Consider the following 26,883-nt stretch of genomic DNA (forward strand, 5'->3'; position numbering starts at 1 on the left):
GGAGGCAGGCGTGGCAGCGTTCATCGAGGCGACGCAGGTCCGGCCCGCCGGCGACGGCTTCGACGCCGAGCTCGATCCACTGTGGACCGTCGGCGGCAAGCCCAACGGCGGCTACCTCCTGGCGATCCTGGCCCGCGCCGCGATCGAGGCCGCCGGCACGCACCCCGACCCGCTGTCGGCGAGCGCGGTCTACCTGTCGCCGCCGGACCCCGGCCCGGCCACCGTCACCGTCGAGGTGCTGCGCACCGGCCGCACCGCGAGCCAGGTCCGGTCGCGGCTGTGGCAGAAGGACCGCGCGTGCGTCGAGGCGCTGTTCACCCTCGGCACCCTGGCGGCGGCCGGCGAGCCGCGCTGGGTCGACGCGCAGCCGCCACCGGTCGCCGCCGAGCAGGGCCTGTTCCCGACGCCGTCGGAGGCGCCGGGCACGGGGCTGCGCATCGACATGCTGGACCAGTTCGAGCAGCGCATCGACTGGCAGGCGGTCGGTGACCCGCCCGGCGAGCTGCGCGGCTGGCTGCGGCTGCCGGACGACGCGGCGTGGGACCCGGTGTCGCTGCTGTTCGCCGCGGACGCGTTCCCGCCGGCGACGTTCACCCTCGGCAGCCACGGCTGGACCCCGACGCTGGAGCTCACCGTGTACGTGCGGGCGGTCCCCTCCCCCGGTCCGCTGCGGGTCCGCCAGCGGGCCCGGCTGCTCACCGAGAGCCTCGTCGACCAGGTCTGCGAGATCTGGGACGCGCGGGACCGGGTCGTCGCGCAGGCGACCCAGCTCGCCGCGTACCGGATGCCGGCAGCATGAACGTCATGCCGGCACCGTGAACGTCGCGCCGGCACCATGACGTCGCGCCCCGCACCGGACGGTGCGGGGCGCGACTGTGGGAGAGGAGGTTACCGCTTGACCCGTTTCCGCACGCTCTTGCTGGTGCTCCGCCACGCGTTGGTCGCAGCCTTCATGGCCCGCTGACGCGGGGTCTGCTTCCGGCGGCTCCGCATGACCGTGACCACCGCGACGACCACGGTGGCGACCCCGGCCGCGGCGGCGGTCACCAGTGGAACGGGCCGACGGCGTGCCACGTCCTTGCCCTGCTCGGCCAGCTCGGCCGCGCGCTGCTTGGTCTTGGCGGACATCGTGTCGACCGTGTTGCCAAGGTCGTCGCGAGTATCGATGGCGGGGCCACCGATCTTGCTCCCGTTCGCATGTGTGACGCTCATCGCTGCCCCTTTCTCTCTCTGAGAGCAGGTTGCCCATCCACCGCGGTGCTCAATCACCGCAATGTCGTGACGATCGGCGCATGGTCGGACGTCACTGCCGTGCCGACGCTGACCTCGGCGCAGGTCAGCCCCCTGACCAGGACGTGGTCGATCTGCTTCACGGGCTTGTCGGCGGGGAACGTGCGCACCGGCCGGAACGCCGCGAACCCGTCCGCGTAGCCGGCGTCGGCGAACGCGCGCATCGCCGCGTCACCGGGCTCGATGTTGAGGTCACCGGCGATGAACGTCGGCCGGTCGCCGCCGAACCGGGTCGCGAACGCGGCGATCTCGCCGACCTGGACGAGGGGTTCGGCGTCCGGCGGCGGCTGGATGTGCGTCGACACGACCGCGATCTCCCGGCCGCCGAACCGCACGACGACGCCGAGGGCCTGAGCGCCCGTCGGCGCGCCGACCGCCGACAGCCGCACCGTCTCGGCCGCGGCGACCGGCAGGTTCGTCAGCACCGCGTCGCCCCAGACGGCGTCGGCGGCCGGGGCGAACCAGTACCGCATCCCCAGCCGCGTCGCGAGGGTCCGCAGGTCGTCGTGGCCGCCGTTGAGCACCCACGCCCGGTCCACCTCGGACAGGACCACGACGTCAGGGTCCGACGCGGCGATCGCGCGGGCCGCCGCCGCCGGCCGGAAGGTGCCGTCGAGCCCGAAGCCCATGCGGATGTTGTACGCCACCAGCCGCAGCCCCCGATCCGCGCCGGCCGCGCCGGTCGCGTCAGACCGCTCGACCGGCGGGGTCGTGGTGGCCCCGAGCAGCGGCACGAGCAGGCACACCGCGCCGGCCGCGAGACCCGTCCGCCACGGCACGCCGGTCGCGGGCGCGCCGGTGCCGGAGCGCAGCAGGATCCAGGCGGGGGCGAGCGCGACCGCGACCGGCACCCACTGGTTGGGGTAGCCGAGGTCGTAGGCGGCGTAGTAGGCGACGGCGGCGACCGCGAACACGAGCATCCCGGCGAGGGCGGCGTACCCGGACCGCGCGTTCCGGCCGGCGTCGGGCTCGGGTGGCGTGTCGGCGGCCGCGGCGCGGAACGCCCAGCCGAGCGCGCCGCAGCCGAGCAGCAGGGCGACGAACAGCCCGCCCGGGCCGTGCGACAGGCCGAAGATGACCGCCGCCGCGACGATCGTCAGCGCGGCCGCGACCCGCTCGAAGCGTCCCCTGAGCGGGCCGGTCGCCCCGGCGAGGAAACCCACCACGGCCAGGCCGAGCAGCAGCTCCGGCACGGCGGGCGGGGGTGTGGTGGCGACCGGGTCGAAGCGGTAGGACAGGGCGACGGTCGCGATCGCCGGTGACAGCGCGAACATGCCGGCGAGGAGCATCGCCGGCCCCACGAGGAACCAGGCGGCGGCGGACGTCCTACCGGGTGCCGTGCGCCGCTGGTACCAGATGAACACCAGGCACTCGGCGGCGACGAGCGGCGCGGCCCACCACCGTGACTGCCACGTCAGGTCGACGGTGCGCAACGCCGCGTGCTGCAGCGCGCCGGCGGCGAGCCCGACCGGGACACCGACGGCCGCCGGTCCGCCCCGCACGGCGGTCGCCGCGAGCCACGACAGCCCGGCGAGCAGGCCGATCGAGGCGACGTACAGCTGTGCCTGTCCACCGTGGACGAACAGCAGCGCGAACCGGGCGGCGGCGAGCCCGGCGCCCCCGGCGAGCGCGACCTTCGCCGCGTGCCTCCCGGCGCCCCACCGGGCGGCGAAGGGCACCACCGCGAACGGGACCAGGAACCACAGCAGCGCGAACGCGCCCATGAGCTCGGCCGGTGTCGAGGCGGCCTGCCCGAAGATCGTGATGATCGACGGGAGCCAGACCCGGAGCAGGTCGACCAGGAGCAGGGTCCCCGCCGCGGTGCTCACCAGCGGGGCGGGAACGCGGTGGTCAGTCCTCGCGAACGACAACCTGGACGGCGGCGTCATCGTCGAGACGATAGCCGACGCCGCGCACGGTGGCGATGATCCGTGCGGCCTCACCGAGCTTGACCCGCAGGCGCCGCACGTGGACGTCGACGGTGCGCTCGGTGCCGACCATGTCGTAGCCCCAGACCTGGCGCAGCAGCTGCGCCCGGCTGAACACGCGACGCGGGTGCTCGCACAGGAACAGGAACAGGTCGTATTCGCGGCGGGTCAGCGGCACGGGCGCGCCGTCGCGCAGGACGAGCCGGGACCCGGTGCACAGGAAGAGCGACGGGGCGTCGGGTGCGGCCGCGCCGATCCGCTTGACCTTCGCGGCGTCGACGCCGCCGATGACGGTGTCGGGGGTCTCGACCAGCCGCAGGTTGCGGCCGGTGTGCTGGGACGGCCCGTGCTGCAGGGTGTGCGCCGGCGCGGCGGCGCGCTGCAACGGGGGCTGGGGCTGCTGGGTGCGCTGGATCTGCTGCTTGGCCTGGCTGGCGGCGAGCGCCTCGAGGTCGCTGATCAGGCGGGACGCCTCCGGTGGGAGCTCGTCACCGCCGTTGAGGGTGATGTGCACGGTGATGGTGACCACCGAGGGCGCCACCTCTGGCGCGCCGACGACCGAAATGGCCATTTTCAATTCCTCTCGAAAAGCCTTTGCAATGACGCCGAATCAACGAACCGTCACTCGACAAAGGCCGTCGAAATGGTGTGCACGTCGCGAGACCCACGCCGGGTCAACGTGTACCTCAAGGCACATGGGACCGACCTTACCAGCATCATCACCCATAGCGACAGAGCTGTAACCTGCCGCACAGAATTGATCGATGACAATTCGTCTGATGTTTTCGGCCGACATTCACCGGCCATTCACGACACGTCTACGAGTCCAGCCTGGTCACCGTACGGCGACGGGTCAATCCCTTCCCGCATATTGAGACCGCCCGGTCGTCGCCGATCACCGGAACCATGCCGAAGTGCGCACATGTTGACGACAAATCCTATCCACTAGATAGAATCTCGTCGTCCACCATATGGGATCGAGGCGCGCAACTCGCCAGGGCTGACAATACTCGCACCGAGCTCGCGCACCCGTTCGCGGAGCTCCCGGTCGGCGGTGACCACCACGACCGGCCGGTGACCGACATTGTCGGCGACGAGCGCGACGATGTGGTCGTCACCGGATCGCGGCGCGTCTTCCACGTGCACGCCCGCGACCGGCGGCACGCCGCGGGCGGCGCCCTCCACCACCAGGGTCACCGCGCCGAGCAGCGGCGGGGGCAGCGCGGCGGCGTCCCGCGCGGCCAGGGCGTCCCGGAGCCGGGTGGCCGCCCCACGCCGGTCCCGCCACCAGCCGTCGGGCACGGATCCGACGACGTTGGCGCCGTCAACCACGATCAGCGGCTCGTCCCGCCCGCCGTCCACGTCCTCCACCCGCCCACCATGCACGTTCGCCGGCCGCTCGTTACGCTCGTTCGCCGGCCGCTCGTCACCCACGTTCGTCGGCCGTTCATTACGCTCGTTCGCCGGCCGCTCGCCATCCATGTGAGCAGTCTTACCCAGTCCTCGCGGGGGAACGCCTCAGCCGCACCCGCACCGCGCCGATGTCGAGCACCGGAGGCGCCATGGAACAGATCCGCGAGACGGCCGGTGTCACCCTGCGCACCATCATCCGGTACGTGCGCGCCAGGGGCGGCGACACCGCGGTCACGCACGTGCTCAACCTCGCCGGCGAACACGAGCCGCCCGAGGCGTACGACGACGCCCGCCGCTGGTGGTCCTACGAGACGAAGATCAACGTCTTCGCGGCGGCCGCGCAGGCCCTCGGCGACGAGTCCGTCGGGCTGCGCGTGGGGCAGAGCATCCTGTCGTACTCCGTCAACACCCCGCTGCGGCTCGGCCTGCTGCTGCTCGGCGGCCCCACCCAGCTCATCCGGCTCATCGCGACCACCAGCGCCAAGTTCAACGCCGCCGCCGACATGTCCACGCTCTCCACCGGGCACGGCACGGCCAGCGTCCGGTACCGGCTGCGCAACGGCTACCAGCCCAGCCGCTACGACTGCGACTACACCCGCGGGCTGCTCACCCAGCTGCCGGCGCTCTTCGGCCTGCCCGCCGCCACCGTCACCCACGACGTGTGCCAGGTCCGCGGCGCCGAGGCATGCGTCTACACCGTCCGCTGGCGGCAGCGCCGACTGTTCTCCTGGCTGTGGCGGGGCCGCCACCGCGACGACGCCGCCGACGACATCCTCGCCGGCAGGATGGAGCTGCTGCAGCGCACGGTCGCCGAGCTGGTCGCCGCCGAGCAGCCGGAGCGGGCCCTCGCGCTCGTCGCCGACCGGGCCGGCTACGCGGTGAACGCCCAGGCGTTCCTGCTGGTCGCCTCCCCCGCGCCGGACCAGCCGCGGCAGGTGCACGGCTACGGGCTCACCGACGCCGAGATCGCCGTGCTCACCGACGCGCCGCCGACCAGCTTCGCCGGCACGATCGTCGCCGACATCGCCTCACCGAACCGCTACTACGGGTACCTCGTCGCGTACTGCGAGGACTTCTTCGACGCCGAGCGCCGCATGCTCGACGCCTACGCGAACCTCGCGGCCGTCGCCCTCGACGCGCTGTCGGCGCTGGAGACGGCGGCCGAGCGGCAGCGGACCGCGGAGAGCCTCCTGGCGCTCGCCCGCCAGCTCACCCTGGCCCGGACCTCGACCGAGGTCGCCGAGTTCACCGCCGACGCCGTCAAGTCCGTCATGGGTGCCGACTCCGCCACGGTACTGCTGCACCAGCGCGGCAAGCTCCGCATGGTCGCCAACGCGGGCGCCGGCGACGGCCGGCTCCGCAAGGCACGCAACCTCACCGTGTCCCCGCAGGACACCGCCCTCTTCGACCGCTTCCGCGACGGCACCGGCCAGCCCCGCGTCTACGACAGCACCAGCGACGAGCCGTTCATCCGCGCGATGCTCGACACCTTCGGCCACGACATGATGATCATCGTGGACATCGCGCTGCCGGACCACCCGTACGGCATCCTCGTCGCCGCCTACGACACCCCGCAGTGCACCGCCCGGGCCCGCGAGATCACCAACCGGATGGCCGGCGTCGCCGACCAGGCCGCCACGGTCCTGCGCACCTGCGAGCTGCTCGACGAGACCTGGCGCCTGGCCCACGTCGACGCCCTCACCGGCCTGGCGAACCGCCGCGCGTTCATGTCCGCGCTCGACGCCGCCCTCAGCGCCGGCGAGGGCGCCGTGCTCTTCATCGACCTCGACGGCTTCAAGTCCGTCAACGACACCCTCGGCCACGCCGCCGGCGACGAGCTGCTCACCGCCGTAGCCGGCCGCCTGGGCGCCTGCGTCCGCACCGGCGACCTGGTGGCCCGCCTCGGCGGCGACGAGTTCGTCGTGCTCACCCACGGCACGCTGGGCGCCTCCGGCGTACCGGACCTGGCGGAGCGGATCCGGGCCGCCTTCACCGAACCGATCGCCGTGCGCGGCTCCTCGTCGGTCACCGCCCGCGCCAGCGTCGGCGGCACCCGCTTCCACCTCGCCGAGGAACCCCAACACGTCCTGCACCGCGCCGACACCGCCATGTACGAGGCAAAACGCCTGCTCACCACCGTCTACAACTGACCCCGACCCATTCCGTCACCGACACTTCACGGCGAGCAACATCGCCCAGATCAATTAGATCACCCGTGCTACGGTGCAGAAGCGGTCCAGCACCACCGGCCGTGCCCCCACTTCCGCCACCACGCCGACCCGACCGGACTCCGAACCCCGGTGACACCACATCTCGCGGACGCCGCAACAGGTTCGTGGTCACGTCGACGGGCGGTGTCCGCGCGACCCCGGTGACACCACATCTCGCGGACGCAGTAACAGGTTCGTGGTCAGGTCGACGGGCAGCGTCCGCGCGGTCGTCGCCGGCGTGTCAAGCGGCGATCGCAGCGCGGACCTGGGGCAGGCGGGTCGCCTCGCGCAGATGCCGCACGTCGGCGCACAGATGTTGGTCAATGCCCTACTTTGCCCCCTTTGCGCGATAGACAGTGCGCGATCCACCCACAGTTCGATCTTTGTTTTGGGGGTGGATCGCGCAACGTCTATCCCGAAGAAGGGGCAATTCGGGGCATTGATCAATGTCTGTGAAAAGGGTGGTGCTCCGGACCGGGGACGCGCTGCGGATGCTCGAGTGGCGGGGACCCGCACGGAATCCGTCGCGAAAGAGAATCCAGCAACCGCCGGTTCACGGACCGCAAGCCGTCGTCAGTGGCTGTCCTGCAGGTGGGCGAGCATGGCCTGGTTGGCCTCCCAGCCGTCGGGGAAGCGGACCGGGACGTTCAGGTGGACGGGTTCGGCGGACGGGTGGGTGTCGAGGAGCTCGGCGATGCCGGCCCGGGCGACGACGACGCAGGCGTGGCGGTGGCGGGAGGCGAGCACGCACAGGCGGCCGGCCTCCAGGTGGAAGGCGCTCGCGTCGCGGCGGCCGGAGAGGGGGTGCAGGATGACGGTGACGTCGTACTCGCGGCCCTGGAGGCGGTTCGCGGTGTCGACCGTGACGTCGGTGGCGGCGGTGCCGGCCAGGGCCTGGCGGATCGCGGCGACCTGGTCGCGGTGGGCGGCGCCGACGGCGATCCGGTCGACGGTGACGGGGCGGCCGTCCGGGGCGTGCTCGGAGTAGGCGACGGGGCCGCGCTGCAGCAGCCGGTTCACCAGGGCGGCGATCGCGGCGACCGCCTCCCGGTCGGTGCGCACCGTGTGCCGGGCCGGGAGTTCGTGCAGCGCCCAGCCGGTCCGGCGGGCGGTCTCCAGGGTCGCATCGAGACCGTGGTCGCCGCCGAGGGCACGGGCGGCGAACTCCAGGCGGCGGTCCAGCGGTTTCGTGCCGGCCTCGAACGGCGTGAACGGGTAGAACGCCGAGGACACCACCGACGCGGCCGACGGCGGGAGGCGCCACGACACGGGCAGGCGGTGGACGGGCAGTTCGGGGTTGTGCCGCAGCAGGACCGCGACCGCACTCTGCATCGGGTCCCAGGACAGGCCCGCCCAGCGTTCCACGGCGACGACGGAGAAGGGGTCCAGCTGGCCGGGGTCGCCGACGAAGAGCGCGCGGGAGAAGCGGCCGGCGACGCGTAACAGCATGTCGGAGCGCATCTGGTACGCCTCGTCGACGATCGCCCGCTCCCAGCTGCCGTCGGTGACCGTGGCCCACTTCGCGGCGGTGCCGATGGTGACGGCGCTGGCGTTCATGTCGCTGACGGCGCCGCTGACGGTGACGGTGCCGTGCCTGATGACGCGCTGGGCGGGGACGTAGGTCGACGCGGACAGCCGGCCGATGGCGAGGGTCGGCGCGACGGTGGCGAGCCGGTCGATGAGGTCGTCGACCTGCTCGTTGGTCTGGGCGACCACCATCAGCCGTTCGCCGGATTCCGCCAATGTACGAGCGGCGCGCACCACCAGCGTCGACTTCCCGGCACCGGGCGGGGAGTCGACCACGACGCCACGCCCGGCGGCCGAACCGAAGTCACGCAGGATGTCCTCGATGACGCCGGTCACGACCGACCCTCCACAACGTCGGGCAGAAACCTCATGACCAGTCCTCCACGGCGTCGTTCTCGCTGGGGCCGTACTCGACCGCCGGCGGCGGGCCGCCGTGCGTCCACGGGGTGTCGTCGCGGCTCGGGAAGCGGCCCGGCGGCTGGTACGCGTCGGTGACCGGCCCGTACGTGACGCGCTCCCCCACTGCCGGCACCGACCCCGGCGCCGGCTGCTTCGTGGAGCGGCCCATGCCCTTCGACAGCTCCAGGGTGACGTCCACGCTGGACACCTCCACGACCATCGCCTGCTGGGCGAGGCGCGCCGGGGAGACCAGCAGCGCGCCCGGCTCGAGCCGCACCGGGTCGTCCGTCTGGACGGTGATGTGCGGGCGCAGCGCCGCCTTCTTGCCCGACGTGTCGACCCGGTTCGGTGACGCGGCGACGACGGTACCGGTGAAGGCCTCCCCGGACAGCCGGAACTCGGCCATGACGAGCGGGTCGTCGAGGGCCCGCTGCGCGTCGAACCGGGCCTGCTCGCGTTCGAGCCGGTCGAGGCGGCCGGCGGCGGCGACCGCGCTGTCCCGCCGGGGCTGCGGCAGCGCGGTCCCGTCGGCGAGGCCCATGTGGTACATGGTGAAGACGTCGCGGTCCATGGCCCAGCGGGTCTCGACGGACGCGCCGGCGGACCGGGCCCGCAGGAGCCGGACGGCCTGCCAGGTGAGGTCCCACGTGGGCTGCATCTGGTCGGCGACGGCCGCGGTCAGCGCCGCGAGGGCCCGCTCCCGGGCGAAGTCGTCGCCGTCGGACCGGGCGACGGCGGCGAGCGCCGGCGCGAGGATCTCGTTGTCGAACGTCGGGTCGGTGCTCGGCCCGGCCGGCGGTGAGCGCAGCGGGTCCTCGGCGAGCGCGGCGGCGGCGGCGCCGTCCAGGCCGCCGGGCGGGTCGATCCAGCCGAGCAGGGCGGCGAGGTTGGCGTCCTCCAGGCCGCTCTGCCCGGTCGCCCAGTGGTTGCCGAGGACCTCGGTCATGGCCAGGAGCATCGACGAGCCGGGGTGGTCGGCGCGTTCCCGCAGGAACGTCAGCCACTGCCCGAGGATCGGCACGGTCCGGTGTACGGGGTACGGCCCGAACGGCCGGCGGAACCTGGTCGAGCGGCCCAGCAGGCGCACGAACTCGATCCCGCCCCGGTTGGGGACGATGACCTGCGGGGCCTCGGCGTACCGCAGCTTCGTGCCGGACGCGGCCGAGTCGACGCTGCGCGCGCAGCCGTCCACGTAGGACAGCACGACGCGGGCGAGCTCGGCGACGAAGTCGAAGCGCTGGGTGCGGTCGCGGGGGTTGGCGACGACGAGCACCCGCGGCTCGGCCGGGTCGGTGCCGACGATCGCGGCGAGGGGCGCGGCCGCCTCACCGGCGAGGCTGAGCGGCACGAGGACGAGGGGGTTCGCGGCGATGTGCGTGTGCCGGACCGTGGTCAGTGGCTGCGCCTTGCCGGACTCGACCGCCTCCGCCCTGGCGAGGGCCGTAAGGATGCTCACGTCGCCGGCTCACACAGCTCGCGCAGCTCGGGAAGGTTGCTCACGGGGGTCAGCCGATGCCGTCGAGGCACTCGGTGCGCAGCTTGTGCGCGAAGCGCAGCAGGCCGGCGATCTCCTCCTGGCCGGCGCCCGGCGTCAGCGTCCCGCGGGCCAGGCCGAGGACCGTGCCGATGCTCTCCACCCCGCCGAGGTCGTCGCGTACCGAGCGGCCCAGCGCGGACGTCGACCCGGCCGACTCGTCGCGGCAGAAGAACGCCATCTCGCACGTGCCGAGGCAGTCCGGGCTGTACCGGGCGTCGATCGTGCTGACGGCCTTGCGCAGCTCGTCGGCGGGGCGGGTGGCCTGCTGCTCGCTGTCGTAGGCGAGGTCGAAGGTGAGCCCGGCCGGCAGCGCGTCGAGGATCGCTTCCAGGCGGGTCAGCCGGGACAGCTGCCGCCGCAGCACGGTCAGCTGCTTGCGCACGTCGACGAGGGTGGCGGTCGGCCGGTTCGCGAAGTTCTCCGGGCAGACGAGGACGACGTTGTGCGACACCGTGTCCTCCGGGTGGCCGAGCTCGGCGAGCAGCTCGCGCATGGCCATCACGTACACCGCGGACTGGGTCGCCGCGGCGGCGGTCTTCCCCGGGTCGGCCTGGCCGTCGATGACCGCGAACGACTTGATCTCGACCACGTGGAACTTCCCGCCGGCCCGGAACGCGATGAGGTCCGGTTCGAGGTACGCGTAGTAGCCGGCGATCTCCAGCCGCAGCATCGGGTGGTCGAACAGCGTCCCGGCGTCGTCGCGGTCGGCGGCGGCCCGCGCGAGCAGCGCCTTCGTCCGCGCGTACCGCACCTCGCGGCTGGCGTTGCCGCCGACGTTGGACAGGTCGTCGTAGGCGACCTCGGGGATCGCCAGGCCGAGCCGCTCGCGGAGCAGCTGCAGCAGCTCGGCGGCGCCGTCGGCCTTCACCTGCGCCTCGAACGCGTTGCCGCGGGCGATCGCGAACCTGGACTGGCCGAAGCCGGCGGGGAAGCCGAGCTGCCCGGCGACGGCGCCCTTGTTGACCCCGGCGGCGTCCATCAGTCCACGGCGGCCGCACCCCGGGTTGCTGGTGAGCGCCGCGATGGTCCGCGCGTTGTGGTTGCGCGGCGCCACCGTGCCACGGATGCGGTCCAACCGGTCGACCAGTGGGTCCATGAGCGGTCTTCTTTCGGGGAAGCAGTTCGCGGTTTCATGCTTTGCTCGCGGTACGACGGAGGCGCTGCAACCGGGCGCCGAAGAGCGCCTCGGATCCGTCCAGGCGTTCCTGTGCTCGTATGGCCGCCGCGGCGCGGTCCGCGGTGTCGGCGTCCAGGTGCACGTCCAGCTCGGCCTGGGCCAGTTCGGCGACTGACTCAGGGGTGATCCCGGCGCCACCCGCGCCGGGGATGCTGGCGGCGAACCGCCACAGCAGCCGGCGGGCGTCGTGAGCGTCCTCGGGCAGCTGCGCCACCCGCTGGGCGACCTTGATCGCGCCGATGAGGAAGTCGACGCGGGCGCTGAGCGGCCCGACCACCCGGGTCTCGAGGGGCCAGGTGGACAGCGCGAGGAGCCCGCGCGCCGGTGACAGCAGGTCCGCGGTCAGCGCCGGGCAGAGGTAGTACGGCCGGCCGAACGGCTGGACGCGGAACGAGCGTTCCTCGTCGCGCCGCAGGCTGGTGAGGCGCGCCGCGACGAGTTCGCCCGGGAAGAAGGCGTCGTGGACGGCGATGATGAGCTTCGGCGCCGCCGGCACCGTGAGCAGGGTCAGCGCGTGATGCACCTGTTCCCGGATCGACAGCATCGGCTTGTGTACCGGCTGCGGCGCCGGCCTGGCCTGGTCCTCCAGGTCGGCGAGGGCGTCGTCCCAGGCGTGCTCCGCCTGGCGCAGCTCGGCCCGCAGGGCACGGGCCTGCATCCGGTCACCGGTGGTGGCGGCCCTTCGCAGCTCGCCACGCAACCGGTCGATCTGCCGCTCGAGCATCTCGATGGTGATCGGTTCGGACACGAACGGCACGGTAGCTGGTTCCAGCAAGTTCCAGCAAAGACCAGTGTCGGCGTGTCGCCTTGCAATTTCTGGTTCGTCCGGTTCGCCACCCGGCGGGCGGCCTACGCCGGCACCGGTTGCCGCTGGTCCTCCAGCCGGCCGGCCGGAGCCCGGCTGGGCAGTGGGATGAGCTTCGGCTTGCGCCTGGCGGCGAGGTCCTCGACCCAGCCGAGCCCCAGGACCACGAGCGTGACCAGGGCGAACACGAGCACGATCTGGAGCAGTCCGCCGTACGGGCCGAGCAGCGACACGCCGGCGGCGACCGCCGCGAGCCGGACGGCGGTGATGACCGCCTCGTGCCACAGGTAGATGGTCAGCGCCCGCCGGTTGATCGCCTCGACGGCCGGCTCGGCGGCGCCCAGGCTCAGCGCGGCCGGTGCGGCGTTCAGCATCACCAGCAGGAACGCGGTCGACCACAGCACGTCGGCGACCGGGAGGTCGTTCATGTCGTACCCGCGCGGGCCGGGGTTGGTGTAGAGCATGAACAGGCCGATGCCGCCCATGACCAGGCACGCCGGCCAGAGGATCTTCTTCGAGATCCGCTGGAGGGTGCCGTCGTGGTGGGCGAACCCGAGCATCCACATCGGCGCGTACATGAAGAAGTCGCGGACCATTCCGCCGCTGCCGTGCCCGGTCTCCCACAGCGCGACCAGGACGCCGAACGGCACGAGCACCGCCGGGATGGGCGCCTTGCGGTACAGCCACAGCAGTACCGGCGACGCGATGATGAACCAGAGGTAGGACCGGACGTACCAGATCTGGCTGAACCAGACGCCGCCCTTCTCCGACGTGGGCGGATCGTCGAGGGGCACGAACCACAGCACCAGGCGCCACGTGTGTTCGAGCCCGCCCATGAACGACATGAGGACGACTGCGAACGCGCCGAGCACCCAGAACGGCACGACGATGCGGCGCATGCGGCGCCCGATCGCCTTCAGCCCGAAGCCTTCGGATCGGTCGAGGGAGGCGGCCATGAGGGAGCCGCCGAGCGCGAACATCAGGCCCATGGCCGGGAACGCGACGGTCAGCCACGCGAAGCCGAGTGTGTGATAGGTCACCACCCGGACGATCGCGACGGCTCGCAGGAGGTCTACGTACCGGTTCCGCATCCCCTACAGGTTGCCCTGACGGTCTTAGCGGCAACCTTGGTTCAGCTCAAAATTGGCTGTGTTTATTCTCAAAGATCCTAGGGAGGACAACCCGTTACTCTTCCGGCAATCGACGCTGTTCACCCGGATCTCACCCGTTTACCCCTTCTCGACGGCCTTTTCGGTCGCCTGTACGGCCGCCTGCTCGATCGCCGTGACCAGCGAACCGAAGTCGAACCCGCCCTCGTGCGGGACACCGTTGACGAAGAACGCCGGCGTCCGGGTCACCCCCGCGGCGCGCCCGGCGGCCAGGTCGGCGTCGACGCGTTCGTAGTGCACGCGGGTGCCGCCGGTGCCGGGGAGGCCGAACTGCTCCGCGTACCGGGACAGGTCGGGGTCCTCGAGGCTGTTCTGGTGCGACAGGAGCAGCGCGTGCATGCCCCAGAACGACCCGGCGTCGGCGGCCGCCTCCGCGAGCAGCGCCGCCGGCATCGCCCGCGGGTGCTGGTCGACCATCGGGAAGTGCCGGAACACGAAGCGCAACCGCTCGGCGAAGTGCAGCTGGAGGCGCTCCACGACGCCGAACGCCCGGCCCGTGGACGGGCACTGGTAGTCCCCGTACTCGAGCAGGGTGAGCGGTGCGTCGGCCGGGCCCTGCGCGTGGTCGTTGTCCATGCCGACGCACCTGCCCACCGCGGCATGCTCTAGTCGACCCGATCCGCTCCCAACCCCGGCGCCGCGGCCGCTTCACACCGCCCGCTCACATCTCCCGAACGGCGCCCGTCTCCCCCGCCCACGCCCGCATCTGCCGCCCGCGCGGCTCCCCCGAGCGACACGCCCGTGCACCTCGGCGTCGTTGACCACGTCTCCCGCCCGCGCGGCTCCCGGCACCTCGGCGTTGTTGACCATCTCTTGCCCGCGCGGCGCCCCACTCCACCCGACAAATCCGAAATGTCGGATAAGTCCAGGCGCTTGCGCCTGGACTTATCCGGGCAGCGGCCGTCCGGGGTCGCGTCAGGACTTCGGGCAGCGGCCGTCCGGATGTCTGCGGCCAGGACTTCTGGCAGCTGTCGTCCGGGTGCTTGCGGCAGTTCCGGGGTGGCTACTGCTTGGGCAGGCGGAGGGCGATGGTGGGGGCGTCGGCCATGACCGAGTTGGGTGCGCCGCCCTTGGCGACGGAGGCCGGCGGGCGGTCGGCGCGACCGACGGTGACCTCCGGGTACAGCTCGACCTCGTCCCACTCCCCCATCGCCTTGGGCTCGCCGCGGTGGAGGTCGACCTCGCGGGGCGGGACCGAGGAGCCGGTGCGGGCGAGCAGGCCGGCGCCGTTGGTGCTGACGTCGGTGACGAGGACCATGCCGTCGCGGAGCTCCAGGCGGACGTGGTTGCGGCTGACGCGGCGGGTGGACTCGTCGGTGAGCCAGTTGCCGATGGTGATGCCGCCGGGCTCGTCGGGGGCGCGGCCGACGACGACGGGGCGGGCGGAGGTAAGGGGGAAGCGGGCGCGGACGGTGCCGTCGATGCGGACCGCCATGGTCATGGCGACGGGGCGGGGGCCCGCGTCGATGAGGCGCTCGCCGTGGCGCGGGCAGACGGGGGCGCCGCTCGGCAGGGCCGGGGGTGGCTGGCCGGCGCCGGCCGCGGGCTGGCGGCCGAAGGTCGGGCAGTCGGTGGCGCCGCAGCGCCAGTACCGGCTGAGCACGGGATGCGGCCGCGGCGACGACCCCGTGGACGGGGCGAGGGTGAGCTCCATCCCGCCGGACGCGCCGGTGGTGAGGTACACCGGGCCGGGGTGGCCGGGCAGGGGCGTGCGGCTGATCAGCGGCAGGCCGGTCAGCGCGGCGACCTCCCGCGCCCTGGCGGCCGGCCGGGCGCCCGGCGGCAGCATCTCGATCAGCCCGTCGTCGGACCAGCGGCGCAGGACCATGCGCTCGTTGGACGTGAAGTCAGTGTCGGACATGGCGCCGCGTTCGGCCACGGCGTACAGGCCGACGCCGCCGTCGCCGAGCTGCCGGCTCAGGGCGTCGACGAACAAGCCGAGGCGCAGCAGGGCGGCCGGCCGGCCGCCGTCGAGGTCGACGCTGCGGGCCGCCTCCACCAGGTCGATGACCCCGCCGGCTGCGAGGGGGTCGACGCTCAGTCTCCGCTCGACCGCGTCGAGCGCGCGGCTGGTTTCGAATCGCACCCGGTTATCATGCCGCAAAGCCGCCGTCGACCACCTCTGCGGCCGACGGCGAGCTTCACGCCGCGCTCGTCGGCTGGGGAAGTGCACCGAGCGCGGGGCGCGCGACCGGAGGGGGGCCACCCGGTCGCGGCATACATCAGCTTCACTGCATGTAACGGTACGGGCACGGGATCGCCCCTGATACGGGTGAATGCCTGAATGAACGAACTGTCAGCCGCCGCAGGCGGCCGCGACCGCCGGCAGCTCGTGCGCGGGGATGCCGTCGCGCTGCCACACCGCGAGGGGGTGGTCGTGGGCGCGGATCTCGACGAGGGGCCGCAGGCCGGGCGGGCGGGTGTGGACCCGCACCCGCAGCCGGAGCGTCTCGGGGTGGCCGGGGATACGGTTGGCGAGCTGGCCGAAGAACGGCGGCTCGGCGGCGCGGCCGGGGTCCTCCCACTGCTCGACGGCGCGGGCGAAGCCGGCCGGGCTGAGGCTGACCCAGACGCTGTACGTGAGCGCGCCCGGCTCCGACGGGGAGCTGCCGCCGCGGACCGGGACCTCGATCAGTGCCCGGAGGAAGAAGTGCTGCTCATCGAGGTCGGGCAGCTCCACGAAGCAGAGCTCCTCCTCCAGGAACGACGCTCCCCCGACGCCCGGGACGCCCCAGGTGTCGGGGGCGGAGAACGACCACATGCTCGGCACGTCGCCGAGCTCCGTGCCGCAGCACGTACAGGTGACGGTCACCGGCAGATTCAACCACTCCGCGCGGCGATCTCCCGGGCGGGCTTTCAACCACTCCGCGCGGCGATCTCCCGGGCGGGCTTTCAACCGCTCTGCGCGGCGAGCTCCCGGGCGCGGTCGCGGGCGGCTTTCAACCGCTCTGCGCGGCGAGCTCGCGGGCGCGGTCGCGGGCGGCTTCGAGGGCGGCGAGGAACGCTGCCCGCACGCCATGATTCTCCAGCTCGCGGATGGCGTTGATGGTGGTGCCGGCCGGGGAGGTCACGGCCTCGCGGAGCTTGACGGGGTGCTCGCCCGACTCGCGCAGCATCACCGCCGAGCCGATCGCGGTCTGCACGATGAGGTCGTGCGCGACCTGGCGCGGCAGGCCGAGGAGGATGCCGGCGTCGGTCATCGCCTCGACGAGGAAGTAGAAGTACGCGGGGCCGGAGCCGGACAGGGCGGTGACGGCGTCCTGCTGCGACTCGGGGACGCGGATGGTGCGGCCGAGGGGGCGGAACATCTCCTCGGTGAGCGCGAGGTGCTCGGCGGTGGCGTGCGGGCCGGCCGAGATCGCGGTCATCGCCTCGTCGACGAGGGCGGGCGTGTTGGTCATCACGCGGACGACCGGGGTGCCGTCGGGCAGGTGCCTGGCGAAGAACGAGGTGGGCAGGCCGGCGCAGAGCGACACGACGAGCTTGCCCGGGGGCAGCTTGGGGCCGAGCTCCGCCAGCAGCGCGCCGGCGTCCTGCGGCTTCACCGCGACGGTGAGCACGTCGGCGGTCTGCAGCGCGGTGACGCTGTCCACGACCTGGATGCCGTAGCGCTCCTGCAGCTCCTTGGCCCGTTCGGGCCGGCGGGCGGTGGCCAGGAGCCGGTCGGCGGGCCAGCCGGCCCGCAGCAACCCGGACAGCAGCACCTCACCGAGCTTGCCCGCACCGAGAACGGCGATGGTCCGCACGTACCCCACTCCTCAGTTCGACGAAAGTCCGACGAGAGTTCGACGAGAGTTCGACGAGTGTTCTCGCCGAACGTTCGAAGACGGACATGGCGCGGGCCCGGTCATGACGACCGGGCCCGCGACGGGCTCAGGAGCCGAAGAAGACCTCGGCCTCGGTGTAGCGCTCGACCGGGACGGTCTTGAGCTCACGGGTCGCGTCGGCGAGGGGCACGCGGACGATGTCGGTGGACTGCAGCGCCACCATCTTGCCGAAGTCGCCCTCGTGGACGGCGTCGATCGCGCCCAGGCCGAAGCGGGTGGCGAGGACCCGGTCGAACGCGGTCGGCGTGCCGCCGCGCTGGATGTGGCCGAGCACGACGGTGCGGGCCTCCTTGCCGGTCTTCGCCTCCAGCTGCTCGGCGAGCCACTGGCCGATGCCGCCGAGGCGGACGTGGCCGAACGAGTCGAGCTCCTGGTTGTGCAGCACCATCTGGCCGTCGAGCGGCTGGGCGCCCTCGGCGACGACGACGATCGGCGAGTACTGCGTCTGGAAGCGCTTCTCGACGTAACCGGCGACCTGGTCGACGTCGAACTGCCGCTCCGGCAGGAGGATGACGTTGGCGCCACCGGCGAGGCCGGCGTGCAGCGCGATCCAGCCGGCGTGGCGGCCCATGACCTCGACGACGAGGGTGCGGTGGTGCGACTCGGCGGTGGTGTGCAGCCGGTCGATCGCCTCCATCGCGATGTTGACCGCGGTGTCGAAGCCGAACGTGTAGTCGGTCGCGCCGAGGTCGTTGTCGATCGTCTTCGGCACGCCGACGACGTTGACGCCCAGGTCGGTCAGCTTCGCCGCGACGCCGAGGGTGTCCTCGCCGCCGATCGCGACGAGCGCGTCGATGCCGAGGTCGGCCAGGTTCGACTTGATCTTCTCAACGCCGCCGTCGATCTTGAACGGGTTGGTCCGGGAGGAGCCGAGGATGGTGCCGCCGCGCGGCAGGATGCCACGGACCTGAGCGATGCCCAGCTCACGGGTGTTGCCCTCAAGGGGGCCACGCCAGCCGTCGCGGAAGCCCACGAACTCGTGACCGTAGGTGGCGATGCCCTTGCGGACCACGGCCCGGATGACCGCGTTGAGGCCGGGGCAGTCGCCGCCCCCGGTCAGTACGCCGATACGCATGCTAGATCTTGCCTTCCTGGTTGCGGTGCTGCTCGACCGCCCTGACGGGCACGACCGAGCCGGAGGGTCCCACTCGTTGGCGACGCTGCCGATTCACAGCGCACTGTAGTCGCTCCTCCTGAACGCGCCGACGTCGCACCAGTCGGCACATCCGTCCTAACAGCTGTCGTCACAGCTCTCATCTCGGATGCCGAACATCTTGGCCGACTCGTGCTCCTGCGCCATCCGCCGCAGGGCGGCGAGCAGAGAATCCCCGAGGATCGAGCCGACGACGGCGGCGTGCAGCTTGCCCTCGTTGCCCTCCGCCCGGGCGACGAAGCGCAGGTCGTGCACGGCGATCCGCTCGGCGAGGTCCGCGTACTGCTCCAGCAGGTGCTCGACATCGGCGCCGACCTGCTGAAACGCGGCGACGACCTCGGCCGCGGCCTGCCGGGTGCGGGCGTTGTCCGACAGCAGCCAGCCGCGCTCCTTGATCAAGGTTCCCACCCGTTCGTGCGCCGCGGCGAGCATCGCCGGATCACTGGTCTCACGGGTGCCGACGGAGGCCGGCAGGGCCCGGCCGAGCACCTCGTGCACGTCGGGGTCGGGCTGGTCGAGCTCGGTGAGCAGGTCGCGGATGGTGGCGATCGGCAACCGTCCGATGTCGAGCAGGACCCGCACCAGCCGCAGCCGCTGAACGTGTCGATCGTCATACCTGGCCTGGTTGGGGCTGGTCAGCTCGCCGGACGGGAGCAGCCCCTCCCGTAGGTAGTACTTGATCGTCGGCACGGGCACGCCGGTCTTCTGGCTCAGCTCAGCGATGCGCATCAGGGTCCTCTCAGGGTTGACACGGATAGTGTAACTCTCCAATAGTGGAAAGCGACGCTATCGATAGTTCGACTATCCATTTGCTGGGAGCTTCTGATGCGACTCGCACAGCTGCACCGCCCCCTCGTCGTCAGCGCCGCGGCGCTGACCGTCCTCGCGGTCCTGACCGGCGCGGGCGTCTTCCTCGACGACCGCGAGCTGGTCGGCGCGCCGCTCTGGCTGAAGCCGTTCAAGTTCTCGGTCTCCATCGCCGTCTACTCCGTCACCATCGCCTGGATGCTGTCGCTGCTGGACCGGCGGCAGCGGCTCGGCTGGTGGCTGGGCACCGTGTCCGTCGCCGCCCTCACCACCGAGATCGTGATCATCGTCGGGCAGGCGGCGCGGGGCCGGCAGAGCCACTTCAACAACCAGACGCCGTTCGACTCGACGCTGTACAGCGTCATGGGCGCCACGATCGCGATCGCCTGGGTGTGCACGCTGATCCTCGCGGTCCTGCTGCTGATCCAGCGGCTGCCGGACCGGGCGGACGCCCTGGCGGTCCGCTTCGGACTGATCGTCGGCCTCGCCGGCATGATGGTCGGCTTCCTCATGACCATGCCGACCAAGGCGCAGCTCGACCTGCCGGCGGGCGAGTCGCCCACGATCGTCGGCGCGCACAGCGTCGGCGTGGCCGACGGCGGCCCCGGCCTGCCCCTGGTCGGCTGGAGCACCACCGGCGGCGACCTGCGCGCCGGGCACTTCATCGGCATGCACGCCCTGCAGGCGCTGCCGCTGCTCGGGTTCCTGCTGGCGCTCGCCTCGCGGCGCTTCGCGCGTCTGCGCCCCGACCGGGTCCGGGCCCGCCTCGTGACGGTCGCCGGCCTCGCGTACGCCGCCCTCACCGGCCTGATCGTCTGGCAGGCGCTGCGCGGCCAGTCGATCGTGGACCCCGACGCGCTGACCCTCGCCGCCGCGGGCGTCGTACTTCTGGCCACCGTCGCGGGCACGATGTGGGCGCTTGGCGGCCCCCGTACCGTGGAGCCCACCGCCGCCGAGGCACGGATGCTGAGCGAGGTCCACTGATGGCTGACACCCTGTTCCAGCTCGCGTTCCTGGTCGTCGCGCCGTTCTGGGTGCTGATGATCTTCGCGCCGGGGTGGCGCTGGTCGGGGCGGATCGCCGGGTCGGTGTTCATCGCCCTGCCGGCGCTGGTCGTGTGGGCGTTCGCGATCGCGCCGGTGCTGCCGGAGTTCGCCGCGGAGATGCTCAACCCCGACCTGGCCGGCGTGCGGTCGCTGTTCGCCGACGACGACGTGGTCGCCGCCGTGTGGGCACAGGTCCTCGCCTGGGACCTGCTCGTCGGCCGCTGGATCTACCTGGACAGCCGGGAGCGGCGGGTCCACCCGCTGATCATGGCGCCGCTGCTGGTGCTGACGATCCTGCTCTCGCCGATCGGCCTGCCCCTGTATCTCGCGTTACGGATCCCGCTGACGAGGCGGCCCGTCACGCCGGGCGCAGGACCCGCCCGGCGTGACGAGGACGTGCTTACGCGGGGTGCATGACCTGCCACCTGGCGAGGTTGTGCTTGGCGTCGACGAGCGCGTCGTGCCGTCCCTCCGCCGCCGGCAGGGGCGGCCGGCCCGTCTCGTCCCACAGCTGGCGCAGGTCCTTGGTGAAGCGGGGGATCTCCCGGGGCAGCGTCGGCATCGGACCCCACAGCTGGGCGAGGGCGACGTGGTCGTAGGCGGCGTACCAGGCCCACAGCTCCAGCTCGTCGGCCTCGCCGGCGCGCAGCGGCTCGACGAGGAACTCGAGCAGCTCCTCGCGGATCCGCTCGCGGGAGCGCCACGCCTTGTCGGCCGGCGACGGCAGCTTGTCCAGGACGTTGCGACGCACCCACGGCACGGCCCGCGACCCGTCGAACTCCGTGGAGACCGCGTAGTACTCGCGGCCGTGCTCGTCCACCACCCCGATGGAGACCAGGTCGATCAGGCGACCGTCCTCGATGAACTCACAGTCGTAGAAGTAGCGATATGCCGACACCGCTCCCATCCTGCCCCGTCGCCGCCCGGGGGTGCGGCGGCAGGGTAGGGCCGCAAGGTCGGCTCACAGCAGCAGCGCGGCCATCCTGGTCAGCTCGGCGTGGTCGCGGGGTGTGCCGCCGCCGGTGTGGATCCTCTCGGCGACGGCGGAGGCGTGGGCGGCGGTGCGCAGCGCGAGCATCGCGGGCAGGACCGCGGCGCACTCGTCGGCCGGGACCGGCCCCGCCCGGACGTACGCCTCGACCAGGGCCTCCGCCTCGGTGCCGCCCGCGCAGAGGACGGCGTGGGCGAGGTCGTACAGCAGCGGACCGGTGCCGGCGGCGGCCCAGCCGACCAGTCCGACCCGCCCGGTGCTGGAGTCGAGGCGGAAGCGGGCGGCGTCCGGCGCGCCGTGCCGGACCCCGTAGGTGAGCTGGTCGGTGACCATGATGCGGCGCACCACGGCGGCGGTCTCGGTCACGGCCGGGCCGAGCCACGGCTCCATCGCCAGGTGGGGCGCCGCCGCCGGCACCGCCGCGACCTGGAACCTCGCCAGGTCGGGGTGCACGAACCGGCGCAGGCTGCGGTGCGCGGCGCCGAGCGCGCCACCCCACCACGACTGGTCGAGCGGGTCGTCGGCGTGCAGCGGGCGGCCGGGGACCAGGCACATCAGGGCGATGACGCCGTCACCCGCGCGCGTGGGGAGCGCGGTGGTGAGCGCGCCGTCGGCGGCCCGGACCGGGCGCCCGGCGCCGACGCCCGACGCGTCGAGGTGCTCGGCGGCGCACAGGCCGGCCTCGAAGCCACGCCGCGTGGCCACCGGAGCCCATTTCACCACGAACTGGGCCGCATCACGCGGATCCGGTTCGAATTGGCCGTTGTCGATCTCGACCCGCCAGGCGTCTTCACCGAGAGGAATGCACGGGCCGGGGTCGCACTGCCAACTCCTGCGCAGTGTCGTGTGCACCTGGTCGGCAGCGGGGGCCACGCTGCGCATTATGCGCCAACAACGGCGTCCATGCCCGGTGAACAGGCAGATGCCCGGGAAGCGGTGCTCGCACCACCGGCCCCCCGGGCATCTGACACCAACCCCGCCCCCCAGCGGTTCGCGTGCTGGCACTAGCCTGCCTGCGGGCTCATGCGCGGGCTGTCGGTGAGCCGATGCGGGGGATGTACAGACTCCGACACGCGCGTCATGATCTGGTAGAAGTTCCGTACTGTGCTCGTGATCACCTACGGTGATCATGGGACCGATCAACGTTTGCACCGGGAGGGGTTTGACCGTGGAGGGTCGGCTGCCAGATCCCGGCGACGCACTGACCGGCGTGGATATGTTCAGCGGCTTGGATCCCGATGTGCGTCAGCGGGTCATCCAGGCGGCGGTGCCACGGACATACCGCAAGGGCCAGCTGCTGTTCGTCGAAAACGATCCGGGCGAGTCACTCATCGTGCTCAAGCGCGGTGCCGTGATGGTGTTCCGGACCGCGCCGACCGGCGAGCGCGCGGTCCTGTCGGTCGTCCGCCCGCCCGACACGCTCGGCGAGGTGTCGCTGCTGGACGGCGCGGCCCGGTCCGCGTCCGCTGAGGCGATCGAGGACTGCCAGGCCCTGGCGCTGTCCCGGCACGCGTTCATCGAGCTCGTCCACGCCAACCCGCGAATCCTGGACGCGGTCATGCGCTCGCTCGGCGCGCTCATCCGGCGCCTCACCGAGCAGAACGCCGACCACGTCTTCCTCGACCTGCCCGGGCGCGTCGCCAAGACCCTCGTCCGGCTCGCCGGCGAGACCAACGCGCCGATGGTGACCATCGAGCTCAACCAGAGCCAGCTGGCGGAGATGGCCGGTGGCTCGCGGCAGAGCGTCAACCAGGCCATCGGGTCGTTCGCCAGCCGTGGCTGGCTGCGCACCGAGGGCCGGCGGATCGTCGTGACCGACCTCAGCGCCCTGCGCCGCCGCGCCGGGATGACCGACCGCTGACCTGCCTGTCGCACCACCGCGTTGCGTGCCGCAACGCGGTGGTCGATCGGGTCCCCGGCGTGTGAGGATGTGCGGGGATCCAAATCAGGGAGTGTCGGCGATTTCCAGTCAGTGCGCACGCTGCGGCCGCCAGTCAGGCGATGGTGACCGGTTCTGCGGTGGATGCGGCGCCGAGCTGAGTCCTGCCTGCGCGACATGCGGCCGATCGCTGAGCCCGGACGCGTCGTTCTGCACCGGCTGCGGCACCCCACGCGCCGCCACCGGCGCTGGCGGCGGCACGGCGAGCCGCGCCGACCGTGGCGGTGGCCACATCGGCCGGGCCACGGTGTCGATCCCCGCCACCCGCAGCGAGGACCGCCGGCGGATCAGCGTCCTGTTCGTCGACCTGATCGACTTCACGCCCTATGTCGAACGCGCCGACCCCGAGCTGGTCCGCGAGCTGCAGAAGGGCTTCTTCTCCACCGCCCGCGAGGTCATCGGTCAGTACGGCGGGGTCGTCGAGAAGTACATCGGCGATGCCGTCATGGCGCTCTTCGGCGCGCCCGTGGCCACCGAGACCGACGCCGTGCGCTGCGTGCGCGCCGGCCTGGAGCTGCAGCGGGTGCTCGCGCGGTATGCCAGCACCGGCGACGGCGAGCGGGCGCTGCGCTTCCGCGTCGGGGTCGCGACCGGCGAGGCCCTCGTCGACGTGGCCGCGGCCCGCGACGGTGGCCAGGCGATCGTCGCCGGCGACGTCGTCAACACCGCCTCCCGGCTGCAGTCCCTCGCCCCGCCCGGCGGGGTCCTCGTCTGCGGCAGCACGTATGCGCTGACCAAGTCCTCGATCCGCTACGAGGCGCAGCCTCCCGCCACGCTGCGTGGCCGCTCCACCCCGACCGAGGTGTGGCTGGCCCTCGCGCCGCTGCGGCGCAACCACCCCGACCGGGAGGCCGGTTCCACGCCCCTGGTCAACCGCACCCACGAGCTCAGCCTGCTGGTCAACGCCCTGCACCGGGGCCTGCGCGAGCGCACCCCGCAGCTGGTCACCGTCATCGGGCACGCCGGGATCGGCAAGAGCCGGCTCGTGCACGAGCTGTTCCTGCACGCGGAGCGGCTCTTCGACGCGCCCGTCGCGTGGCGCACCGGCCGCTGCCCCCCGTTCGGGGAGAACGTGACCTACGCCGCGCTCGCCGACATCGTCAAGGCGCAGGCCGGCATCCTCGACACCGACAGCGCCGAGACCGCCCGCGAGCGGCTCGACACGGCGCTCAGCGTGATCGTCACCCCGTCGGAGGCCGAGCGGCTCGCCGACGCGCTCAGCCCGCTCGTCGGCCTGCCCGGGCCGAAGCTCGCCCCCGACGAGACCGAGTCCGCCTGGCGGCGTTTCGTGGTCGCGCTGGCCGCGCACCGGCCGACGGTCCTGGTGTTCGAGGACCTGCACTGGGCCGACGAGTCGATGGTGCGGTTCGTGGAGCGTCTGGGCGCGTCGGTACGGGACGTGCCCCTGCTCCTGCTGTCGACGGCCCGGCCGGAGTTCCTGGAGCGCAACGCCAGCTGGGCCGGTGCCATCGCCGGCTCGGTCACCATCACGCTGCCACCGCTGCGCGACGCCGAGATCGCCACCATGTACGCGCACCTGCTCGGGCAGGCCGCGTTCCCCGGCCACTCGCTCAACTCGCTCGTCGAGCTCGCCGACGGCAACCCGCTGTACGCGCTCGAGTACACCCGCATGCTCGCCGAGCAGGGCAACGTCCGCACCTCCGACACCCTCAGCCGGGTGCTGCCGATGCCCGACAGCGTCCACGCGGTCATCGCCAACCGGGTCGACCTCCTCGAGGCCGCCGACCGGGCGGTGCTGCAGGCCGCCGCGGTCGTCGGCATGAACTTCTGGCCCGGCGCGGTCGCCGCCGCGATGAGCCGCCCCGCCGACGGCATCGAACGCTCCCTGCGCCGCCTCGAGCAGCGCGACCTCATCCACGAGCAGGCCGCCTCGACGATGGAGGGGCAGACGGAGTACCGCTTCGGCCACGTCCTCGTCCGCGACGTCTGCTACCAGCGGCTCCCCCGCACCGAGCGGGTCGCCCGGCACGAGCTGACCGCCGCCTGGCTCGACAGCGTCGCCGCCGACCGCGACACCGACCTCGCCGAGGTCGTCGCCAACCACCGGTACACCGCCTACGAGATCGCCGGTTCGCTCGGCCTCGACGCGCCCCGGTACAGCGTGCCGGCACGGGACGCGCTGCACCGGGCGGCCCGCCGCGCGTACGCGCTGCACGCCCTCGACGCCGCCGCCGCCCACACCGGCAAGGCCCTCGCCCTCTGCGACGACAGCACCGACCAGGGCGAGCGGCTGCGGATCGAGCTCCTGGCCACGGAGATCGCCTTCTACGCCGATCCGGAGTCCTTCCTCGGCACCGCCGGCTCCGGCCCGGCGGGCGCGGCCCGTACCGGCGGATCCGGCGAAACGGGAAGCGCCGACGTGGCCATGGCGGGCACGGACCAGCTGGCGAGCCTCGCCGAGCGGCTCTACGCGGCCGGTGAGCAGGCCAGCGCCGCCCGGGCCTGGACGATCCGCGGGCAGGCCGCGTGGCTGCGCGCCGACCGGCTCGACGCCCTGTCGTGCCTGGACCGGGCCGTGGAGCTGTTCGACGAGCTGCCGGACGCGCCGGAGAAGGCCGACGCGTACGCCGAGCTCGGCCGCCTGCACATGTCCAACTTCGAGGTCGAGCCCGCCGTCGCCGCGGCCAGCGCCGCCGCGGAGATCGCCGACCGGCTCGGCCTCATCGAGGTCGCGACCAGCGCCCGGATCACCATCGGCACCGCGCTCTTCCAGGCCGGCGACCGGTCCGGCCTGGTCGAGCTGCAGGCCGCGCTCGAGGTGTGCCGGGAGCGGCGGCTGCTGTCGGAGCACCGGGCGATGCGCAACGTCGCGTGGGCGCTGCTGGAGGACGGCGACTGGACCGCGTCCGCGGCGATGTACGAGAGCACCCGCAACACCGTGCCCGGCAGCCACACCCTAGCCACCGGCTACTCCAACGTCGCGCAGGTCGCGTACTTCACCGGCGACTGGGCCACCCTCATCGGCGTCGCCGAACGCGCCCCCGCCTCCGAATGGGACCTGCAGGTCCGCGGCGCGCACGCGTGGATGAAGATCCTGCGCGGCGAGCCGTTCATCAACGCCGACGAGATCGAGGGCCTCGTCGCCGCCGGCCGGCGCAGCGGCTTCTACCGCCTGCAGTGGACCGTCCTCGGCCACGGCGCCCTCTGCCGGGCGCTGCAGGGCCACTCGCGGGACGCCGAGGCGCTGATCGTCGAGCTCGCCAAGACCTGGCGGGAGGTGCGGGCGATCGCCAGCGGCGAGTGGATCGACGCGACCGCCCACGCCGCTGTCCTCGCCGGCCGGGTCGCGATGATGGCGATCCGCGACATGCTCGCCGACGTGCCGCACCGCACGCCGTGGGTCGAGGCGGCGCTGCGGACGATCACCGGGGCGATCGCGTTCGTCGACGGGGACTTCGCCCGGGCCGCCGACATGCACCTCGCCGCCGCGGAGCTGTACGGCGAGATCCCCAACGCCTCCGCCCGCATGCTGTCGCTCACCTGGGCCGTGCAGGCGCTCGGGCGGCTCGGGCCGGCCGCCGCCGAGCGCCTCGAGCCGTGGCGCAGCGAGCTGGTCGCCTTCGCCACCCAGGCCGGCGCGCCGATGCTGCTGACGCTCGCCGAGCTGCCGCCTACGCCGTTGTAGGCGGCCTTTGTACGTCGCT

23 protein-coding genes are annotated in these 26,883 nt (G+C 72.7%); 6 read left to right on the plus strand and 17 right to left on the minus strand.

Annotated features, from left to right (window positions below; all coding sequences use genetic code 11):
- Positions 1-10: 10 nt before the first annotated feature.
- Positions 11-799: a thioesterase family protein gene (locus tag ABZ321_RS49975; protein ID WP_354903473.1), complete on the plus strand. Its 789-nt coding sequence runs from the start codon at positions 11-13 to the stop codon at positions 797-799.
- 89 nt (positions 800-888) lie between these two features.
- Here ABZ321_RS49975 and ABZ321_RS49980 read toward each other — a convergent pair whose 3' ends face one another.
- The 4 genes from ABZ321_RS49980 to ABZ321_RS49995 form a co-directional block, all read right to left on the minus strand.
- Positions 889-1,212, minus strand: a complete 324-nt coding sequence (locus tag ABZ321_RS49980; protein WP_344506303.1) for a hypothetical protein — start codon at positions 1,210-1,212, stop codon at positions 889-891.
- Positions 1,213-1,265: 53 nt separating this feature from the next.
- Positions 1,266-3,179: an endonuclease/exonuclease/phosphatase family protein gene (locus ABZ321_RS49985; RefSeq protein ID WP_354903474.1), complete on the minus strand. Its 1,914-nt coding sequence runs from the start codon at positions 3,177-3,179 to the stop codon at positions 1,266-1,268.
- Entirely contained in the window at positions 3,142-3,789 is a 648-nt protein-coding gene (locus ABZ321_RS49990) for a winged helix-turn-helix domain-containing protein (RefSeq protein WP_344506301.1), read from the minus strand. Before ABZ321_RS49990 ends, ABZ321_RS49985 begins: the two co-directional genes overlap by 38 nt.
- A gap of 374 nt (positions 3,790-4,163) precedes the next feature.
- Positions 4,164-4,580, minus strand: coding sequence for a hypothetical protein (locus ABZ321_RS49995; RefSeq protein ID WP_354903496.1), 417 nt, complete (start codon positions 4,578-4,580; stop codon positions 4,164-4,166).
- 200 nt (positions 4,581-4,780) lie between these two features.
- Here ABZ321_RS49995 and ABZ321_RS50000 point away from each other — a divergent pair, with 200 nt between their 5' ends.
- Complete coding sequence (locus tag ABZ321_RS50000) at positions 4,781-6,781, plus strand: GGDEF domain-containing protein (protein ID WP_354903475.1); 2,001 nt, start codon at positions 4,781-4,783, stop codon at positions 6,779-6,781.
- Positions 6,782-7,414: 633 nt separating this feature from the next.
- Here the strand turns inward: ABZ321_RS50000 and ABZ321_RS50005 are convergent.
- From ABZ321_RS50005 to ABZ321_RS50055, 11 genes are all read right to left on the minus strand, one after another.
- Positions 7,415-8,704, minus strand: a complete 1,290-nt coding sequence (locus ABZ321_RS50005; protein WP_344506299.1) for an AAA domain-containing protein — start codon at positions 8,702-8,704, stop codon at positions 7,415-7,417.
- Positions 8,705-8,735: 31 nt separating this feature from the next.
- Entirely contained in the window at positions 8,736-10,223 is a 1,488-nt protein-coding gene (locus tag ABZ321_RS50010) for a hypothetical protein (protein ID WP_344506298.1), read from the minus strand.
- Between the two features lie 49 nt (positions 10,224-10,272).
- Positions 10,273-11,400: a hypothetical protein gene (locus ABZ321_RS50015; RefSeq protein ID WP_344506297.1), complete on the minus strand. Its 1,128-nt coding sequence runs from the start codon at positions 11,398-11,400 to the stop codon at positions 10,273-10,275.
- A gap of 34 nt (positions 11,401-11,434) precedes the next feature.
- Complete coding sequence (locus ABZ321_RS50020; RefSeq protein WP_354903477.1) at positions 11,435-12,229, minus strand: hypothetical protein; 795 nt, start codon at positions 12,227-12,229, stop codon at positions 11,435-11,437.
- A 101-nt stretch (positions 12,230-12,330) separates the two neighbouring features.
- Complete coding sequence (locus ABZ321_RS50025) at positions 12,331-13,377, minus strand: acyltransferase (RefSeq protein WP_344506295.1); 1,047 nt, start codon at positions 13,375-13,377, stop codon at positions 12,331-12,333.
- Between the two features lie 138 nt (positions 13,378-13,515).
- Complete coding sequence (locus ABZ321_RS50030) at positions 13,516-14,031, minus strand: thioredoxin domain-containing protein (RefSeq protein ID WP_344506294.1); 516 nt, start codon at positions 14,029-14,031, stop codon at positions 13,516-13,518.
- A 427-nt stretch (positions 14,032-14,458) separates the two neighbouring features.
- A complete protein-coding gene (locus ABZ321_RS50035) occupies positions 14,459-15,541 on the minus strand; it encodes an FHA domain-containing protein (protein ID WP_344506293.1) in 1,083 nt (360 codons plus the stop codon).
- Between the two features lie 210 nt (positions 15,542-15,751).
- Positions 15,752-16,267 carry a DUF2199 domain-containing protein gene (locus ABZ321_RS50040; RefSeq protein WP_354903478.1) on the minus strand — a complete coding sequence of 172 codons (516 nt, stop codon included), beginning with the start codon at positions 16,265-16,267 and terminating at the stop codon, positions 15,752-15,754.
- Positions 16,268-16,394: 127 nt separating this feature from the next.
- Positions 16,395-17,201 carry a pyrroline-5-carboxylate reductase gene (proC, locus tag ABZ321_RS50045; protein ID WP_344506291.1) on the minus strand — a complete coding sequence of 269 codons (807 nt, stop codon included), beginning with the start codon at positions 17,199-17,201 and terminating at the stop codon, positions 16,395-16,397.
- Positions 17,202-17,328: 127 nt separating this feature from the next.
- Positions 17,329-18,357, minus strand: a complete 1,029-nt coding sequence (locus ABZ321_RS50050) for a 6-phosphofructokinase (RefSeq protein ID WP_344506290.1) — start codon at positions 18,355-18,357, stop codon at positions 17,329-17,331.
- Between the two features lie 156 nt (positions 18,358-18,513).
- Positions 18,514-19,164: a MerR family transcriptional regulator gene (locus tag ABZ321_RS50055; protein ID WP_344506289.1), complete on the minus strand. Its 651-nt coding sequence runs from the start codon at positions 19,162-19,164 to the stop codon at positions 18,514-18,516.
- A gap of 96 nt (positions 19,165-19,260) precedes the next feature.
- Between ABZ321_RS50055 and ABZ321_RS50060 the strand changes: the two genes are divergently transcribed.
- Entirely contained in the window at positions 19,261-20,226 is a 966-nt protein-coding gene (locus ABZ321_RS50060) for a hypothetical protein (RefSeq protein ID WP_344506288.1), read from the plus strand.
- The gene (locus ABZ321_RS50065) at positions 20,226-20,705 is read left to right on the plus strand and encodes an ABA4-like family protein (RefSeq protein ID WP_354903480.1); all 480 of its coding nucleotides are present in this window, start codon (positions 20,226-20,228) and stop codon (positions 20,703-20,705) included. The genes ABZ321_RS50060 and ABZ321_RS50065 overlap by 1 nt, the downstream gene beginning before the upstream one ends.
- On the opposite strand, the gene ABZ321_RS50070 is transcribed toward ABZ321_RS50065, so the two are convergent.
- Together ABZ321_RS50070 and ABZ321_RS50075 are read right to left on the minus strand one after the other, a co-directional pair.
- Positions 20,689-21,186 (minus strand): polyadenylate-specific 3'-exoribonuclease AS, encoded by a 498-nt coding sequence (locus ABZ321_RS50070; protein WP_344506286.1) that lies wholly within the window; start codon positions 21,184-21,186, stop codon positions 20,689-20,691. The two genes, ABZ321_RS50065 and ABZ321_RS50070, sit on opposite strands and share 17 nt — an antisense overlap.
- 63 nt (positions 21,187-21,249) lie before the next feature.
- The gene (locus ABZ321_RS50075) at positions 21,250-21,984 is read right to left on the minus strand and encodes a serine kinase (protein ID WP_354903482.1); all 735 of its coding nucleotides are present in this window, start codon (positions 21,982-21,984) and stop codon (positions 21,250-21,252) included.
- Between the two features lie 463 nt (positions 21,985-22,447).
- On the opposite strand from ABZ321_RS50075, the gene ABZ321_RS50080 reads away from it, so the two are divergent.
- Positions 22,448-23,140 carry a Crp/Fnr family transcriptional regulator gene (locus ABZ321_RS50080; protein WP_344506284.1) on the plus strand — a complete coding sequence of 231 codons (693 nt, stop codon included), beginning with the start codon at positions 22,448-22,450 and terminating at the stop codon, positions 23,138-23,140.
- Positions 23,141-23,207: 67 nt separating this feature from the next.
- On the plus strand, positions 23,208-26,864 hold the full coding sequence (locus ABZ321_RS50085) for an adenylate/guanylate cyclase domain-containing protein (RefSeq protein WP_354903484.1): 3,657 nt from the start codon (positions 23,208-23,210) through the stop codon (positions 26,862-26,864).
- Positions 26,865-26,883 lie beyond the last annotated feature (19 nt).

It is taken from the genome of Dactylosporangium sp. NPDC006015, assembly GCF_040614215.1.
Lineage (GTDB): Bacteria > Actinomycetota > Actinomycetes > Mycobacteriales > Micromonosporaceae > Dactylosporangium > Dactylosporangium maewongense.

Bases quoted from the DNA above. Each gene is read 5' to 3' on its own strand.
- ABZ321_RS49980 (WP_344506303.1), bottom strand. From the start codon at position 1,212: ATGAGCGTCACACATGCGAACGGGAGCAAGATCGGTGGCCCCGCCATC.
- ABZ321_RS49985 (WP_354903474.1), bottom strand. From the start codon at position 3,179: ATGACGCCGCCGTCCAGGTTGTCGTTCGCGAGGACTGACCACCGCGTT.
- ABZ321_RS49990 (WP_344506301.1), bottom strand. From the start codon at position 3,789: ATGGCCATTTCGGTCGTCGGCGCGCCAGAGGTGGCGCCCTCGGTGGTC.
- ABZ321_RS50000 (WP_354903475.1), top strand. From the start codon at position 4,781: ATGGAACAGATCCGCGAGACGGCCGGTGTCACCCTGCGCACCATCATC.
- ABZ321_RS50015 (WP_344506297.1), bottom strand. From the start codon at position 11,400: ATGGACCCACTGGTCGACCGGTTGGACCGCATCCGTGGCACGGTGGCG.
- ABZ321_RS50025 (WP_344506295.1), bottom strand. From the start codon at position 13,377: ATGCGGAACCGGTACGTAGACCTCCTGCGAGCCGTCGCGATCGTCCGG.
- ABZ321_RS50030 (WP_344506294.1), bottom strand. From the start codon at position 14,031: ATGGACAACGACCACGCGCAGGGCCCGGCCGACGCACCGCTCACCCTG.
- ABZ321_RS50050 (WP_344506290.1), bottom strand. From the start codon at position 18,357: ATGCGTATCGGCGTACTGACCGGGGGCGGCGACTGCCCCGGCCTCAAC.
- ABZ321_RS50055 (WP_344506289.1), bottom strand. From the start codon at position 19,164: ATGCGCATCGCTGAGCTGAGCCAGAAGACCGGCGTGCCCGTGCCGACG.
- ABZ321_RS50060 (WP_344506288.1), top strand. From the start codon at position 19,261: ATGCGACTCGCACAGCTGCACCGCCCCCTCGTCGTCAGCGCCGCGGCG.
- ABZ321_RS50065 (WP_354903480.1), top strand. From the start codon at position 20,226: ATGGCTGACACCCTGTTCCAGCTCGCGTTCCTGGTCGTCGCGCCGTTC.
- ABZ321_RS50085 (WP_354903484.1), top strand. From the start codon at position 23,208: ATGTGCGGGGATCCAAATCAGGGAGTGTCGGCGATTTCCAGTCAGTGC.